Source organism: Pseudomonas fjordensis, from assembly GCF_976987115.1.
On the sequence record NZ_OZ336860.1, the window covers coordinates 1,989,114 to 2,004,906 of the forward strand.

A 15,793-nucleotide genomic window follows, 5' to 3' on the forward strand; every position below is an offset into this window, starting at 1 on the left:
GCATGAACCTGGCGCGCTACCGTTTTGTGTTGTCCCGGCCCCTGCAATTGCTGCCGGTGCTGCTGGGCATCAGCCTGATCACCTTCGTGCTGGTGCGCTCGATTCCCGGCGACCCGGCGCGCGCCTTGCTGGGTTCGCGCAGCACGCCGGATGCGCTGTTGAAGATCCGCGCCCAGTTCGGCCTCGACCAGCCCTTGTGGCTGCAATACTTTTACTTCCTGAAAAACCTGCTCAAGGGCGACCTCGGCCAATCGCTGCTGTACAAGGTCGACGCCCTCAAACTGATCGTCACCCGCATCGAGCCGACCCTGGTGCTGGTGCTGGGCAGCGTGGTGCTGGCTTTGTTGATAGCGGTGCCACTGGCGACGATTGCGGCGCGCCAGCAAGGCCGTTGGGCGGACAAGCTGATCCGCGTGTTCACCACGGTCGGCCTGGGCATGCCGGCGTTCTGGCTGGGGTTGATGCTGATCCTGCTGCTCAGCGTGAAATGGGGCTTGTTCCCGGTGTCCGGTTACGGGCGCACCTGGCTGGACAAGGCGCACCATATGCTCTTGCCCTGCCTGACCATCGCCCTGGCGCTGTCGGCGGTGCTGGTGCGTAACCTGCGGGCAAGCATGTTGATGGAGTTGCAGGCAGACCATGTCACCGCCGCACGTGCGCGCGGGCTGCCTGAAGGCGCAGTGTTTCGCCGGCATGTGCTGCCCAACGCGCTAGTGCCGGCGGTCAACCTGCTGGCGGTCAACATCGGTTGGCTGATCAGCGGCACGGTGGTCATCGAAAGCCTGTTCGCGATTCCAGGCATCGGCCAGTTGTTGGTACGCGGCATTTTCACCCGTGACTACATGGTGGTGCAGGGCGTGGCGATGGTGCTGGCCTGTGCCACGGTGGTGGTCAACTTCCTGGCCGACCTGGTAACCGTGGCCCTCGACCCACGGGTGAAGATGCAATGAGCAGCCGCCCCATGATTGCCCCGTGGCGCTTGCGCCTGCGCTTTGGTTTTCGCAATGGCCGACTGACCGCCGCATGGGGTTTGTTGATCCTGTTCGCGTGGTTGGCCCTGGCGCTGTTTGCGCCGTGGGTCGCGCCCTATGATCCTATCGCACAGGACACCAGCATCAGTTTGCTGGCCCCCAGCCTTGCCCATCCGTTGGGTACGGACAATTACGGCCGGGATATCCTCTCGAGAGTGATCTGGGGCGCGCGCATCGACCTGCAACTGGCGGTGATCGGGGTGATCTTCCCGTTCATCATCGGCACCTTTATCGGTGCGGTCTCGGGTTATATCGGCGGACGTTTTGACAGTGTCTGCATGCGCGTGATCGATGTGGTGCTGGCGTTCCCGTTCCTGGTGCTGATGCTGGCGATCATGGCCATCCTCGGGCCGGGCTTGCAGAGTTTTTACATCGCCATGGCGCTGGTGGGTTGGGTGTCGTACGCACGCCTGATTCGCTCGCAGATCCTGGTGCTCAAGGAAAGCGAGTTTGCCCTGGCCGCCAAAAGCCTGGGCTTTGGCCATGGGCGCATTCTGTTCCGGCATTTGCTGCCCAATGCGCTGTTTGGCTCCATTGTGTTTTCCATGTCTGACGCGGTGCTGGTGTTGCTCAACGGCGCCGCCGTCAGTTACCTGGGCCTGGGGGTGCAACCGCCGACCGCCGAATGGGGGACGATGGTGGCCGAAGGGCAAGCCTTTATCACCACCGCCTGGTGGATCTGCACCTTCCCGGGCCTGGCCATCGTGACCTTGGCCATGGGCTTCAGCCTGTTGGCCGACGGCGTTGCGCAGGTATTGGGAGAGCGTTCATGAGCCTGTTGCAGGTGCGCGACCTCAGTGTGATCGCCAACAATGCGGGGCGTGATATCACCTTGGTGGACAGGGTGTCGTTCGACCTGGCCGAAGGTGAAATCCTTGGCCTGGTGGGCGAGAGCGGTTCGGGCAAGACCATGGCTTGTCGTGGCCTGATGCGCCTGCTGCCATCGCCCAATCTGCGCGTGCAGGGCGGCGCGGTGCGGTTGTCCGGCCAGGACCTGCTGGCGCTGGATGATGCCGGTATGCGCACCGTGCGCGGCGGGCAGTTGGGCATGGTCTTCCAGAACCCCAGCAGCCACCTCGACCCGTTGATGCGCATCGGTGAGCAGATCGCCGAGGGCATCCGCCTGCACCAAGGCGCGTCGAAAAAAGACGCGCGCGTGCAGGCGATCGAGGTATTGCGTCAGGTCGGGATTCCCGACCCCCAGGCGCGGGTCGACAACTACCCCCATGAGTTTTCCGGTGGCATGCGCCAGCGCGCCATGATCGCCGTAGCCCTGGGCTGCAACCCGAAGGTGCTGATCGCCGACGAGCCCACCACCGCCCTGGATGTGACGGTGCAGGCGCAAATCCTGCGGTTGTTGCTCGACCTGCGCGACCAGCGTGGCCTGTCGATCATCATGATCACCCATGACCTGGGCGTGGTGGCGCAAACCTGCGATGCCATCGCCGTGATGTATGCCGGGCGCCTGTGCGAGCACGGCAGCAAATACGAGTTGCTGGCCCAGCCCCAGCATCCATACACCGCAGGCCTGATCGACTGCCAGCCGGCCCACAGCAGCGGCCATGCGTTGTTGCGCACCATTGCGGGCCAGCCGCCGTTGCTCGACGCATTGCCCGACGGCTGCCGCTTCCACCCGCGCTGCCCACAGGCCGGCGCCTTGTGCACCGAGTTGCTGCCCCAGGGCGCACGCGTGGCCTGTCACTATCCGTTGGGAGGGCGCCCATGAGCCTGTTGCAGATCAAGGATCTGGAGGTGCGCTTTGCCGCGTCCGGCAGCGGCCTGCTGGGCCTCAACCGCCAGTGGGTGAGGGCGGTGAACGGGGTGTCGCTGAACCTCGCCGCCGGGGAAACCCTGGGGTTGGTAGGCGAGTCCGGCAGTGGCAAGAGCACCCTGGGTCGGGCAATTTTGCACCTCAACCCGATCAGCGCCGGGCAGGTGCTGTTCGACGGCATCGACATGGCCCATGGCAGCGCTATCGACATTGCCCGGCTGCGGCATGAAACCGCGATGATTTTCCAGGACCCGTACGCAGCGCTGAACCCTCGTCATTCCATCGGCGAAACCCTGGCCGAAGTGCTGCGGGTACAGCGCAAAGTGGCGGTGGCGCAGATTCCCGCGCGCGTCAACGAACTGCTGGAACTGGTGGGCCTGCGTCCCGAACTGGCGACGCGTAAGCCGGGCTCCCTGAGTGGCGGCCAGTGCCAGCGCGTGGGGATCGCCCGGGCGCTGGCGGTGGAGCCGCGCCTGATCGTTGCCGATGAATGCGTGGCGGCGCTGGATGTGTCGATCCAGGGCCAGATCATCAACCTGCTGCTGGAACTGCAACAGCGTATGAACCTGGCGATCCTGTTTATCGCCCATGACCTGGCCATCGTAAGGCGCCTATGCGACCGCGTGGCCGTGATGTACCTGGGCAAGATCGTCGAGGAAGGGCCGGTGGAGGCGGTGTTTACCGCGCCCCGTCACCCGTATACCGCGGCGTTGATCCAGGCCATCCCGGAGATCGATCCGCACCGCCCATTGCCAGCCCAGCCATTGCCCGGCGAGCCGCCCAGCCCGCTGAATCTGCCGACAGGCTGTGCCTTCCACCCACGTTGCCGGTATGCGCAAACCATGTGTTCCACGGTATTGCCCCCCACCCATTTCCTGCACGAGCATCGGTACAGTTGCGTGCTTGAAGACCCTTTGCTTTGACCCTCTGCCATTCATTAACAAGGAGTTGTGATATGCACTCGCGCCACTTGAAATTGCTCGCCGCCGCTACCCTCACGGCCTGGTCGCTGACCGCCGGCCTGGCCCAGGCCGCCGGTGTACTCACCATCGGCTGCCGTGAAGACAGCACCACCTTCGACCCGATCAAAAGCGCGCAAAACCGCGACACCTGGGTGTTTGCCAACGTCTACGACACCCTGGTGCGCGTGGATAACCTGGGCACCAAGATGGAGCCGGGCCTGGCCGAAAGCTGGGACATTTCCAAGGATGGCCTGACCTACACCTTCAAGCTGCGCGAGGCGAAGTTCTCTGACGGCTCGCCGATCACCGCCGCCGATGCTGCGTTCAGCCTGCTGCGCATCCGTGACAACAAGGCCTCGTTGTGGAGCGACCCGTTCAGCCTGATCAACACCGCCACGGCCAGCGATGCCAAGACCCTGGTGGTCACCCTGAAAACCCCGGCGGTGGCTTTCCTCTCGCAACTGGCGTCGCCAACGGTATCGATCCTGTCGGAAAAAGCCATGACCACGATGGGCGAAGACGCCTACTCGGAAAACCCGGTGACCTCCGGCGCATTTACCGTGGACGAGTGGCGCAAGGGCGACCGTGTGATCCTGAAGAAAAACCCGAATTTCTGGCAGGCCAGCAGCGTGAGCCTGGACGGCGTGGAATGGGTGTCGGTGACCGATGACAACACGCGCATGCGCATGGTGCAGAACAACGAACTCGACACGGCGATCTTTGTGCCGTTCTCCCGGGTGCAAGAGCTGAAAAAAGACCAGAACGTGGTGATCCACGCCGACCCGTCCACCCGTGAAGATCACCTGTTGATCAACCACGAGCACGGCCTGTTGGCCAAGCCTCAAGTGCGCCAGGCCCTGGACATGGCCATCGACAAGCAATCGCTGGTCAAAGCCGTCACTTACGGTCAAGGCACCGTGGCTTATTCCTACATTCCAAAGGGCTCGCTGTACCACTACGCCAACAACCTGCAACGCCCGTACGACCCGGCCGAAGCCAAGAAGCTGCTGGCCGCTGCGGGTGCCCAGGACTTGAAGCTCAACTACGTGGTCAACGCCGGCAACGAGGCCGACGAGCAGATCGCGGTGATCATCAAGGACCAACTGGCCAAGGTCGGCGTGACTGCCAACCTGCAGAAAGTCGACCCGACCCAAAGCTGGCAGATGCTGGTGGACGGCGAGTACGATATTTCGGTGATGTACTGGACCAACGACATCCTCGACCCCGACCAGAAAACCACCTTCGTGCTGGGCCACGACACCAACCAGAACTACATGACCCGCTACAAGAACGACCAGGTCAAGGCCTTGGTGGCCGCAGCGCGGATCGAGGCAGACCCGGCCAAGCGTGAGCAGATGTATGTGGAGTTGCAGAAGCTGGCCAAGCAGGATGTGAACTGGATTGACCTGTACTACAGCCCGTATATCAACATCTCACGCAAGAACGTGAGCAACTTCCTGCAGAACCCGTTGGGGCGCTTCACCCTGGAGGAAGTGGTCAAAAACTGAGTGCTTGATCGTTCCCACGCTCTGCGTGGGAACGCCGCTCAGGACGCTCCGCGTCCCGTAGGGGGGTGACGCGGAGCGTAACTGAGATTTTAACTACACCACAAAACAAAGGTGGGAGCAGGCAAGCCAGCTCCCACCTTTGTTTTGCGGGGTGTCAGGGCTTATTGCGCGTCGAATGCCTGGCCATTGATGCCCGCACTGTCCGGCCCCATCAGGTACAGGTACACCGGCATGATCTCTTCCGGTGCTGGCCTTTCCATCGGGTTTTCCCCGGGGTACGCCTGGGCGCGCATGCTGGTGCGGGTACCGCCCGGGTTGATGCTGTTGGCGCGCACTGCGGCCACGTCTTCCAGCTCATCGGCCAGGGTTTGCATCAAGCCTTCGGTAGCGAACTTGGACACCCCATAGGCACCCCAATAAGCACGACCCTTGCGCCCGACGCTGCTGGAGGTGAACACCACCGACGCATCCTGGGACAGCTTGAGCAACGGCAGCAACGTGCTGGTCAGCATGAACATCGCGTTGACGTTCACATGCATCACCCGCATGAAGTTCTCGCCGGACAACTGCTCGATGGGCGTGCGTGGGCCGATGATCGAGGCGTTGTGCAACAGGCCGTCGAGGTGGCCGAATGCCTTTTCGATCATTGCTGCCAGCTCATCGTATTGATGGGGCAGGGCGGTCTCCAGGTTGAACGGGATCACCACCGGCTGCGGGTGGCCAGCGGCTTCGATCTCGTCATACACCTGGGCCAGGTTGGCTTCGGTCTTGCCCAGCAACAGCACGGTGGCGCCATGGGCGGCATAGGTTTTTGCCGCTGCCGCGCCAATCCCGCGACCGGCGCCGGTTACCAGGATGGTCCGGCCTTTGAGCAGTTCTGGCGGTGCAGAGTAATCAAACATAAAAAGCCTCGACAAAATTCAAGGTGATACACCACTTGAAGTGGAATCCATTTCCTGTGGGAGCTGGCTTGCCTGCGATGGCGGACTACCTGTCGCCAAATGTGCTGGCTGGCAGGCCGCTATCGCAGGCAAGCCAGCTCCCACATTGATCTCAGTGTTGTTGAGATCTTCGAACCATCAGCAACTGCACAGCGCGTTATCCAGCACCTTGCGCAATTCCAGCGGGTGATCCACCACCACGTCCGCGCCCCAGTGGCGTGGGTTGTCGTCCGGGTGGATATAGCCGTAGGTGACCGCCGCCGTGCGCGTACCGGCGTCGCGGCCGGATTCGATGTCGCGCAGGTCATCGCCCACGAACAGCACGCTGGCCGGGTCCAGGTTGAGCATCTTGCACGCCAGGATCATCGGCTCCGGGTCGGGCTTGCTGTTTTTTACGTGGTCTGGGCAGATCAGCACGGCCGAACGCTCGGCCAGGCCCAGGCGCTGCATGATCGGTTCGGCAAAGCGCACCGGCTTGTTGGTGACGACGCCCCAGATCAGCTTGGCTTTCTCGATGTCTTCCAGCAGCTCGGCCATGCCGTCGAACAGTTTGCTGTGCACTGCGCAATCCTTGAGGTAACGCTCCAGGAATTCCTGGCGCAGTTCCTCAAAGCCCGGCGACTCCGGGTCCATCGAGAACGTCACGGCGACCATCGCCCGCGCACCACCGGAAATTTCATCGCGGATGTGTGCGGGGTTGATCGGCGCCAGGCCACGGTCGGCGCGCATGGCCTGGCAGATGGCGATAAAGTCCGGCGCGGTGTCCAGCAGGGTACCGTCCATGTCGAAGAGAACCGCTCGCAACTTCACAGGCTTACTCCTCGCGCAGGGTCTGGATCATGTAGTTGACGTCAACGTCGTTGGCCAGCTTGTAGTGCTTGGTCAGCGGGTTGTAGGTCAGGCCGATGATGTCCTTGACGGTCAGCCCGGCCTGGCGGCTCCAGGCACCCAGCTCGGAAGGGCGGATGAATTTCTTGAAGTCATGGGTGCCGCGCGGCAGCAGCTTCATGATGTATTCGGCGCCGATGATCGCGAACAGGTAAGCCTTGGGGTTGCGGTTGATGGTGGAGAAGAACACCTGGCCGCCGGGCTTGACCATGCGGAAACAGGCGCGGATCACCGAGGACGGGTCTGGCACGTGTTCGAGCATTTCCAGGCAGGTGACCACGTCGAACTGCTCGGGCATTTCTTCGGCCAGGGCTTCGGCGGTGATCTGGCGGTATTCCACGCTCACGCCGGATTCGAGCTGGTGCAACTGGGCCACGGCCAGCGGCGCTTCGCCCATGTCGATGCCCATGACGGTGGCGCCACGCTGGGCCATGGCTTCGCTGAGGATGCCGCCGCCGCAACCGACGTCCAGCACCTTCTTGCCGGCCAGGTTGACGCGCTCGTCAATCCAGTTGACCCGCAGTGGGTTGATGTCGTGCAGGGGTTTGAATTCGCTCTCGCGGTCCCACCAGCGGTGGGCCAGGGCTTCAAACTTGGCGATTTCGGCGTGGTCGACGTTGCTCATGGTCAATCCTCTGAATCTGATAAGTCGGTGTGTCGCGGCTGAACCCAAGGCTTCAGCCGCGTCGTTATTCGCTGTGCCCGCTGATGCGTTGGCCCCAGGCAATGGCCGTGGCGGTCAACTGTTGTTCATCCATGCGGGTCAATTGCCGGTCGTCGAGCAATGGCTTGCCGGCGACCCAAAGGTGTTTCACGCAATCGCGCCCGGTGGCATATATAAGCTGTGAGACCGGATCGTAGATCGGTTGTTGCGCCAGCCCGGAAAGATCAAAGGCGACGATGTCTGCCGCCTTGCCGACTTCCAATGAGCCAATCTGGCTGTCCAGGCCCATCGCCCTGGCACCGTTGAGCGTGGCCATGCGCAAGGCGCGGTGGGCATCCAGTGCTGTAGCGGAACCGGCCACGGCCTTGGCCAGCATCGCCGCCGTGCGGGTTTCGCCGAGCAAATCCAGGTCATTGTTGCTGGCGGCGCCGTCGGTGCCGATGGCCACGTTGACGCCAGCCTGCCACAAGCGCTCCACCGGGCAAAAGCCGCTGGCCAGTTTCAGGTTCGATTCCGGGCAGTGAATGACGCTGGTGTTGCTTTCTACCAGCAAAGCCAGGTCGTCTTCGCTGATTTGGGTCATGTGCACGGCCTGAAAGCGCGGGCCCAGCAGGCCGAGGCGAGCCAGGCGTGCCAATGGCCGCTCGCCGGTCTGCTCGACGGCTTGCTGCACTTCAAAGGCGGTTTCGTGAACGTGCATATGGATCACGGCGTCCAGCTCTTCGGCGATCACCCGGATCTTTTCCAGGTTGGCATCGCATACGGTGTACGGCGCGTGGGGGCCGAAGGTGATCTTGATGCGCGGGTGGTGCTTGAGGTCGCCGAACAGCTCGATACCCTGGCGAATCGCCTCGTCGGCACTGCTGGCGCCGGGAATCGGGAAGTCGAGGATCGGCAACGCGATCTGCGCACGCATACCGCTGTTGTGCACGCAGTCGCTGGCGACCTTGGGGTAGAAATACATGTCCGAAAAGCAGGTGATGCCGCCCTTGATCTGCTCGGCGATGGCCAGGTTGGTGCCGTCGCGCACGAACGCTTCGTCGACCCACTTGGCTTCGGCGGGCCAGATGTGTTTTTCCAGCCATGTCATCAGCGGCAAATCGTCGGCCAGGCCACGGAACAGGGTCATGGCGGCATGGCCGTGGGCATTGATCAGGCCAGGGCTGAGCAGCATACCGGGCAGTTCACGCACCTCGCGCGCTGCCAGCTTCAACGCCGCGTCCCGTGGCCCGATAAAGGCAATGCAGCCATCGCGGATACCCAGGCCATGCTCTTTGAGCACCACGCCAGCGGGCTCGACGGGTACCAGCCAGGTCGGCAGCAGCAACAAGTCGAGCGGGGCGGCAGTGGAGGTCATCGCAGGCTTCTTCCCAGGCAGCTATAAAAGAAGGGCGAAGTATACCCGAGCGTCCTGGCTGGCGGATCGCTATAATCGGCGGCTTTTGTTCATGAGTGCGGGGTAAGGGATGCGCGACCGACTGTTGGCTGCAGAGAAAGTGAAGGCCATCCAATGGCGTGATGGCGCGCTGCACCTGCTCGATCAGCGTGTTTTGCCGTCCCGTGAGCGCTGGGTAGCCTGCGTTACCGTTGAAGCGGTGGCCGACGCCATTCGCACCATGGTAGTGCGTGGCGCGCCGGCTATCGGCATCTGCGCCGCCTATGGCTTGGTGCTCGCTGCCCGCGAGCGCATCGCCGAGGGTGGCGACTGGCAGGCCGCGTGGGAAGAAGACTACGCCTTGCTGGCTCATACCCGCCCGACCGCATCGAACCTGTTCTGGGCCTTGCAGCGCATGCGCGACCGCCTCGACCGCCTCAAGCCGCACGCCGACCCGCTGGTGGTGCTGGAAGCCGAAGCCGTCGCGATCCATGAAAGCGACCGGGAGGCCAATGTGGTCATGGCCCAGTTGGGTATGGAGCGGATTCGCAAGCACCAGGGCAACGCCCAGGCGATCCTCACCCATGGCAACGCCGGCGCGTTGGCTTCCGGCGGCGTTGGCACAGCCCTCGGGGTGATTCATGCGGCGTATCTGGAGGGCTTGGTCGAGCAGGTCTATGTCAATGAAACCCGTCCATGGCTGCAAGGCTCGCGTCTGACGGCGTGGGAGTTGGCGGGCCAGGGCATCCCGGTGGCGGTAAATGCCGACTCCGCCGGGGCGCATATCCTCAAGACCAAAGGCGTGACGTGGGTGGTGGTCGGTGCTGACTGTATCGCGGCCAATGGCGATGTGATCAGCAAGATCGGCACTTATCAGCTGGCCGTGTGTGCCATGCACCATGGCGTGCGTTTTATGGTGGTAGCGTCGAGTTCGACCCTGGATTTGATGATGGCTACTGGTGATGATGTCGCCCTGGAGCAGCGCGATAGTGGTGAGTTGCTTGAGGTTGATGGGCAGCGGTTGGATGTCGCGGCGTTTAACCCTGTGTTTGATGTGACGCCTGCGGATCTGATTGATGTCATCGTGACTGAAAAGGGCGTGGTGGAGCGGCCGGATGTGGCCAAGTTGGCCAAGTTGATGTGCCGTAAGCGCCTGCATTGAGTGTGTTGGCGCCTGTGGGGGCGCTATCGCAGGCAAGCCAGCTCCCACATTTAACGGTGTTCACAAATCAAAGGTGGGAGCTGGCTTGCCTGCGATTGGCCCTTGAAGTCAACAAAACTCCTGCATTCCACCCTCAAAAAAAAGCACCATCGCGCCTCTGAGCCCCTCTCGTCCCCTTCAAGCCTGTCATCCGTCAAATTACTAGCCTCCATGCGCATCAGGGGGATAGGTGCGTGGCGGCGATTGTGATAACATCCGGCGGTTTCCAGGGCTGCCCCGAGGGGTTGCCTATAACGTGCAGATCCGTGTCATAACTCGTTGATTTGTCGTAAGTCGTTGTCAGGCACCGTGCCGGCAGCGGCGAGCTTCGTTCGTCCCGAATGGATGTGACGAGGTTTCACCCGAAAAAGGAATCAGGCTTCTCATGGGCGAACTGGCCAAAGAAATCCTCCCGGTCAATATCGAAGACGAGCTGAAACAGTCCTACCTCGACTACGCGATGAGCGTAATTGTCGGTCGGGCACTGCCTGATGCGCGCGATGGCTTGAAGCCCGTGCACCGGCGTGTGCTGTTCGCGATGAGCGAGCTGGGTAACGACTGGAACAAGCCGTACAAGAAATCTGCCCGTGTTGTCGGTGACGTGATCGGTAAGTATCACCCTCACGGCGACACTGCGGTGTACGACACCATCGTTCGGATGGCGCAGCCGTTTTCCCTGCGCTACCTGCTGGTAGACGGCCAGGGCAACTTCGGTTCGGTGGACGGCGACAACGCCGCGGCCATGCGATACACCGAAGTGCGCATGACCAAGCTGGCGCACGAGCTGCTGGCCGACCTGCACAAAGAAACCGTGGACTGGGTGCCGAACTACGACGGCACCGAAATGATCCCGGCTGTCATGCCCACCAAGATCCCCAACCTGCTGGTCAACGGTTCCAGCGGTATCGCCGTGGGCATGGCCACCAACATCCCGCCGCACAACCTCGGTGAGGTCATCGACGGTTGCCTGGCCCTTATCGACAACCCTGAGCTGACCGTCGATGAGCTGATGCAATACATCCCCGGCCCGGACTTCCCGACCGCCGCGATCATCAACGGTCGCGCCGGCATCATCGAAGCCTACCGCACCGGTCGCGGGCGCATTTACATGCGTGCCCGCTCGATGATCGAAGACATCGACAAGGTCGGTGGCCGCCAGCAGATCGTCATCACCGAACTCCCGTACCAGCTGAACAAGGCACGCTTGATCGAGAAGATCGCCGAGCTGGTTAAAGAGAAGAAGCTGGAAGGCATCACCGAGCTGCGCGACGAGTCCGACAAAGACGGTATGCGCGTAGTAATCGAGCTGCGCCGTGGCGAAGTGCCTGAGGTGATCCTCAACAACCTCTACGCCCAGACCCAGCTGCAAAGCGTGTTTGGTATCAACGTGGTTGCCCTGATCGACGGCCGCCCGCGCATCCTGAACCTCAAGGACCTGCTGGAAGCCTTCGTGCGTCACCGCCGCGAAGTGGTGACCCGCCGCACCGTGTTCGAACTGCGCAAGGCCCGCGAGCGCGGCCATATCCTGGAAGGCCAGGCGGTTGCGCTGTCGAACATCGACCCGGTGATCGCCCTGATCAAGGCCTCGCCAACCCCGTCGGAAGCCAAGGAAGCGCTGATCAGCACGCCGTGGGAATCCAGCGCCGTAGTGGCCATGGTTGAGCGCGCTGGCGCCGACTCGTGCCGCCCGGAGACCCTGGACCCGCAATACGGTCTGCGTGAAGGCAAGTACTTCCTGTCGCCAGAACAGGCCCAGGCCATTCTGGAGCTGCGCCTGCACCGCCTCACCGGCCTTGAGCACGAGAAGCTGCTGGCCGAGTACCAGGAAATCCTCAACCAGATCGGCGAGTTGATCCGCATCCTCAGCAGCGCCGTGCGCCTGATGGAAGTGATCCGCGAAGAACTGGAAGTGATCCGCGCCGAATACGGCGACGTGCGCCGCACCGAAATCCTCGATGCGCGTCTGGATCTGACCCTGGGTGACATGATCCCGGAAGAAGAGCGCGTAGTGACCATCTCCCACGGTGGCTATGCCAAGACCCAGCCATTGGCGGCTTACCAAGCCCAGCGTCGTGGCGGTAAAGGTAAATCGGCTACCGGCGTGAAGGATGAGGACTACATCGCTCACCTGCTGGTCGCCAACAGCCACACCACGCTCCTGCTGTTCTCCAGCAAAGGCAAGGTGTACTGGCTCAAGACCTACGAGATCCCGGAAGCCTCCCGCGCTGCTCGTGGTCGTCCGTTGGTCAACCTGCTGCCGCTGGACAGTGATGAATACATCACCACCATGCTGCCGGTCGAGGAATACACCGAAGGTCACTTCATCTTCATGGCCACCGCTAAAGGCACCGTGAAGAAGACCCCGCTGGAATCCTTCAGCCGTCAACGCAGCGTGGGCCTGATCGCCCTGGAGCTGGATGAAGGCGACGTACTGATTTCCGCAGCCATCACCGACGGCGAGCGCGAAGTCATGCTGTTCTCCGATGGCGGCAAGGTCACACGCTTCAAGGAATCCGATGTACGTGCCATGGGCCGTACCGCCCGCGGTGTACGCGGCATGCGCCTGCCAGAAGGGCAGAAGCTGATTTCGATGCTGATCCCGGAAGAAGGCAGCCAGATCCTCACCGCTTCCGAGCGTGGTTATGGCAAGCGCACCGCCATCAGCGAGTTCCCGGAGTACAAGCGTGGCGGCCAGGGCGTGATCGCCATGGTCAGCAACGACCGCAACGGCCGTCTGGTCGGCGCGGTGCAGGTGCTCGATGGCGAGGAAATCATGCTGATTTCCGACCAGGGCACCCTGGTGCGTACCCGTGTGGCCGAGGTCTCGAGCCTGGGCCGTAACACCCAGGGCGTGACCCTGATCAAGCTGGCCAAGGACGAAAAACTGGTCGGCCTGGAGCGTGTGCAGGAGCCTTCGGAAGTCGAAGGTGAAGAGCTCGAAGGTGAGGAATTTGAAGGCGAGGTGATCGCAGCCGGCGATGACAACGTTGACGAGCCAACCCTCGACGCTGCCGCAGACGAAGAAGAACCGCAGGAATAAGCGGACACACAGGGGGCGGATGAAGATTCGCCCCCTTGTTGTTTGTCCGGATGGAAATATCGACAACCATGGAGATCCCTTGTGGGAGCGGGCTTGCTCGCGAAGGCGGACTGACATTCACCGAAGATGGCGCCTGTTAGATCGATTTCGCGAGCAAGCCCGCTCCCACATGGGGTCCGGTGTCGGCTGATATGTTTGCCTGACTACCACCAGATCAGAGTGAGATTGGATGTGAGCAAGAGAGCCTATAACTTCTGTGCCGGTCCCGCGGCGCTTCCTGAAGCAGTCCTGCAGCGTGCGCAGGGTGAACTCCTCGACTGGCATGGAAAAGGCCTCTCCGTGATGGAAATGAGCCATCGCAGCGATGAGTTCGTGTCCATCGCCAACAAGGCCGAGCAGGACCTGCGCGACTTGCTGGACATCCCATCTAATTACAAAGTGCTGTTCCTGCAAGGCGGCGCGAGCCAGCAGTTCGCCCAGTTGCCGCTGAACCTGCTGCCCGAAGGCGGCACTGCCGACTATATCGACACCGGTATCTGGGGGCAGAAGGCTATCGAAGAAGCCTCGCGCTATGGCCATGTCAACGTGGCAGGCACCGCCAAGCCCTATGACTACTTCGCCATTCCCGGCCAGAACGAGTGGAAGCTGTCCAAGGACGCGGCCTACGTTCACTACGTCGCGAACGAAACCATCGGCGGCCTGGAATTTGATTGGGTGCCGCAAGTAGGTGACGTGCCACTGGTGTGCGACATGTCCTCGGACATCCTCTCGCGCCCGATCGACGTGTCCAAATACGGCATGATCTACGCCGGCGCGCAGAAGAACATCGGCCCGAGCGGCATCCTGGTCAATATCATCCGCGAAGACCTGCTGGGCCGCGCCCGCTCGCTGTGCCCGACCATGCTCAACTACAAGGTCGCGGCCGATAACGGCTCGATGTACAACACCCCGCCGGCGTTCGCCTGGTACCTGTCGGGCCTGGTGTTCGAATGGCTCAAGGAGCAGGGCGGCGTGGCGGCCATGGGCAAGCTCAACGAAGAGAAGAAGCGCGTCCTGTACGACTTTATCGACGCCAGCGGCCTGTACAGCAACCCGATCAACCTCAGCGACCGCTCGTGGATGAACGTGCCGTTCCGCCTGGCTGACGACCGCCTGGACAAGCCGTTCCTGGCTGGCGCCGACGCGCGCGGCCTGTTGAACCTCAAGGGCCACCGCTCGGTAGGTGGCATGCGCGCCTCCATTTATAACGCCGTCGACATCCACGCCATCAATGCGCTGGTTGCCTACATGGCAGAGTTCGAGAAGGAACACGGCTAATGTCTGAGCAAGAACTCAAGGCCCTGCGCGTACGCATTGACAGCCTGGACGAGAAGGTCCTGGAGCTGATCAGTGAACGTGCGCGCTGCGCCCAGGAAGTGGCACGGGTGAAGATGGCGTCCCTCGCCGAAGGCGAAGTGCCGGTGTTCTACCGCCCCGAGCGTGAAGCCCAGGTGCTCAAGCGTGTGATGGAGCGCAACAAAGGGCCGTTGGGCAACGAAGAGATGGCGCGGTTGTTCCGTGAAATCATGTCTTCGTGCCTGGCGCTGGAGCAGCCGCTGAAAGTGGCTTACCTCGGCCCTGAAGGCACCTTCACCCAGGCGGCGGCCATGAAGCACTTCGGCCACGCGGTGATCAGCAAGCCGATGGCGGCTATCGACGAAGTCTTCCGTGAAGTCGCGGCCGGTGCGGTTAATTTTGGCGTGGTGCCGGTGGAAAACTCCACCGAAGGCGCGGTCAACCACACCCTGGACAGCTTCCTTGAGCACGACATGGTGATCTGCGGTGAGGTGGAGCTGCGTATCCACCACCACCTGCTGGTGGGTGAAAACACCAAGACCGACAGCATCAGCCGCATCTACTCCCACGCCCAGTCCCTGGCCCAGTGCCGCAAGTGGCTGGACGCCCATTACCCGAATGTCGAGCGCGTGGCGGTGTCCAGCAACGCCGAAGCGGCCAAGCGGGTCAAGGGTGAGTGGAATTCGGCGGCGATTGCCGGCGATATGGCCGCGGGCCTGTATGGCCTGACGCGCCTGGCCGAGAAAATCGAAGACCGCCCGGACAACTCCACGCGCTTTTTGATGATCGGCAGCCAGGAAGTGCCGCCCACTGGCGACGACAAGACCTCGATCATCGTTTCCATGAGCAACAAGCCCGGCGCGCTGCATGAGCTGCTGGTGCCGTTCCACGACAACGGGATTGACCTGACGCGCATCGAGACTCGTCCTTCGCGCAGCGGTAAATGGACCTACGTGTTCTTTATCGACTTCATCGGCCATCACCGCGACCCGCTGGTCAAGGGCGTGCTGGAGAAGATCAGTCAGGAAGCCGTGGCACTCAAGGTGCTGGGCTCTTACCCGAAAGCGGTTTTGTGAG

General features: G+C 62.1%; 13 protein-coding genes. 9 read left to right on the top strand and 4 right to left on the bottom strand.

Annotated elements, in window-relative coordinates:
- Positions 1-2: 2 nt before the first annotated feature.
- Genes ACWHXD_RS09195 through ACWHXD_RS09215 form a run of 5 tightly spaced genes read left to right on the top strand, consistent with a single transcriptional unit; the run spans position 3 to position 5,272 of the window.
- Positions 3-950 carry an ABC transporter permease gene (locus ACWHXD_RS09195; RefSeq protein WP_032892800.1) on the top strand — a complete coding sequence of 316 codons (948 nt, stop codon included), beginning with the start codon at positions 3-5 and terminating at the stop codon, positions 948-950.
- Complete coding sequence (locus tag ACWHXD_RS09200; RefSeq protein WP_138762145.1) at positions 947-1,804, top strand: ABC transporter permease; 858 nt, start codon at positions 947-949, stop codon at positions 1,802-1,804. Before ACWHXD_RS09195 ends, ACWHXD_RS09200 begins: the two co-directional genes overlap by 4 nt.
- On the top strand, positions 1,801-2,757 hold the full coding sequence (locus tag ACWHXD_RS09205) for an ABC transporter ATP-binding protein (protein ID WP_138762144.1): 957 nt from the start codon (positions 1,801-1,803) through the stop codon (positions 2,755-2,757). The genes ACWHXD_RS09200 and ACWHXD_RS09205 overlap by 4 nt, the downstream gene beginning before the upstream one ends.
- Positions 2,754-3,725, top strand: coding sequence for an ABC transporter ATP-binding protein (locus ACWHXD_RS09210; protein WP_138762143.1), 972 nt, complete (start codon positions 2,754-2,756; stop codon positions 3,723-3,725). Before ACWHXD_RS09205 ends, ACWHXD_RS09210 begins: the two co-directional genes overlap by 4 nt.
- 32 nt (positions 3,726-3,757) lie before the next feature.
- Positions 3,758-5,272, top strand: coding sequence for an ABC transporter substrate-binding protein (locus tag ACWHXD_RS09215; RefSeq protein WP_169918660.1), 1,515 nt, complete (start codon positions 3,758-3,760; stop codon positions 5,270-5,272).
- Positions 5,273-5,433: 161 nt separating this feature from the next.
- Here ACWHXD_RS09215 and ACWHXD_RS09220 read toward each other — a convergent pair whose 3' ends face one another.
- The 4 genes from ACWHXD_RS09220 to ACWHXD_RS09235 all read right to left on the bottom strand — a co-directional run bounded on the left by ACWHXD_RS09220 (position 5,434) and on the right by ACWHXD_RS09235 (position 9,122).
- Positions 5,434-6,174, bottom strand: coding sequence for a YciK family oxidoreductase (locus ACWHXD_RS09220; protein WP_003189758.1), 741 nt, complete (start codon positions 6,172-6,174; stop codon positions 5,434-5,436).
- 177 nt (positions 6,175-6,351) lie between these two features.
- Positions 6,352-7,023 carry an N-acetylmuramic acid 6-phosphate phosphatase MupP gene (gene mupP, locus ACWHXD_RS09225; RefSeq protein WP_138762140.1) on the bottom strand — a complete coding sequence of 224 codons (672 nt, stop codon included), beginning with the start codon at positions 7,021-7,023 and terminating at the stop codon, positions 6,352-6,354.
- Positions 7,024-7,027: 4 nt separating this feature from the next.
- Entirely contained in the window at positions 7,028-7,726 is a 699-nt protein-coding gene (gene ubiG, locus ACWHXD_RS09230) for a bifunctional 2-polyprenyl-6-hydroxyphenol methylase/3-demethylubiquinol 3-O-methyltransferase UbiG (RefSeq protein ID WP_003189760.1), read from the bottom strand.
- Positions 7,727-7,790: 64 nt separating this feature from the next.
- On the bottom strand, positions 7,791-9,122 hold the full coding sequence (locus ACWHXD_RS09235) for a TRZ/ATZ family hydrolase (RefSeq protein WP_098952354.1): 1,332 nt from the start codon (positions 9,120-9,122) through the stop codon (positions 7,791-7,793).
- A 109-nt stretch (positions 9,123-9,231) separates the two neighbouring features.
- Here ACWHXD_RS09235 and mtnA point away from each other — a divergent pair, with 109 nt between their 5' ends.
- The 4 genes from mtnA (at position 9,232) to pheA (ending at position 15,792) form a co-directional block, all read left to right on the top strand.
- A complete protein-coding gene (gene mtnA, locus ACWHXD_RS09240; RefSeq protein WP_138762139.1) occupies positions 9,232-10,302 on the top strand; it encodes an S-methyl-5-thioribose-1-phosphate isomerase in 1,071 nt (356 codons plus the stop codon).
- A gap of 424 nt (positions 10,303-10,726) precedes the next feature.
- A complete protein-coding gene (gene gyrA, locus ACWHXD_RS09245; RefSeq protein WP_032892792.1) occupies positions 10,727-13,381 on the top strand; it encodes a DNA gyrase subunit A in 2,655 nt (884 codons plus the stop codon).
- A 231-nt stretch (positions 13,382-13,612) separates the two neighbouring features.
- On the top strand, positions 13,613-14,698 hold the full coding sequence (serC, locus tag ACWHXD_RS09250; protein ID WP_138762138.1) for a 3-phosphoserine/phosphohydroxythreonine transaminase: 1,086 nt from the start codon (positions 13,613-13,615) through the stop codon (positions 14,696-14,698).
- Positions 14,698-15,792 (top strand): prephenate dehydratase, encoded by a 1,095-nt coding sequence (pheA, locus tag ACWHXD_RS09255; protein WP_003172650.1) that lies wholly within the window; start codon positions 14,698-14,700, stop codon positions 15,790-15,792. Before serC ends, pheA begins: the two co-directional genes overlap by 1 nt.
- Position 15,793: the final 1 nt, after the last annotated feature.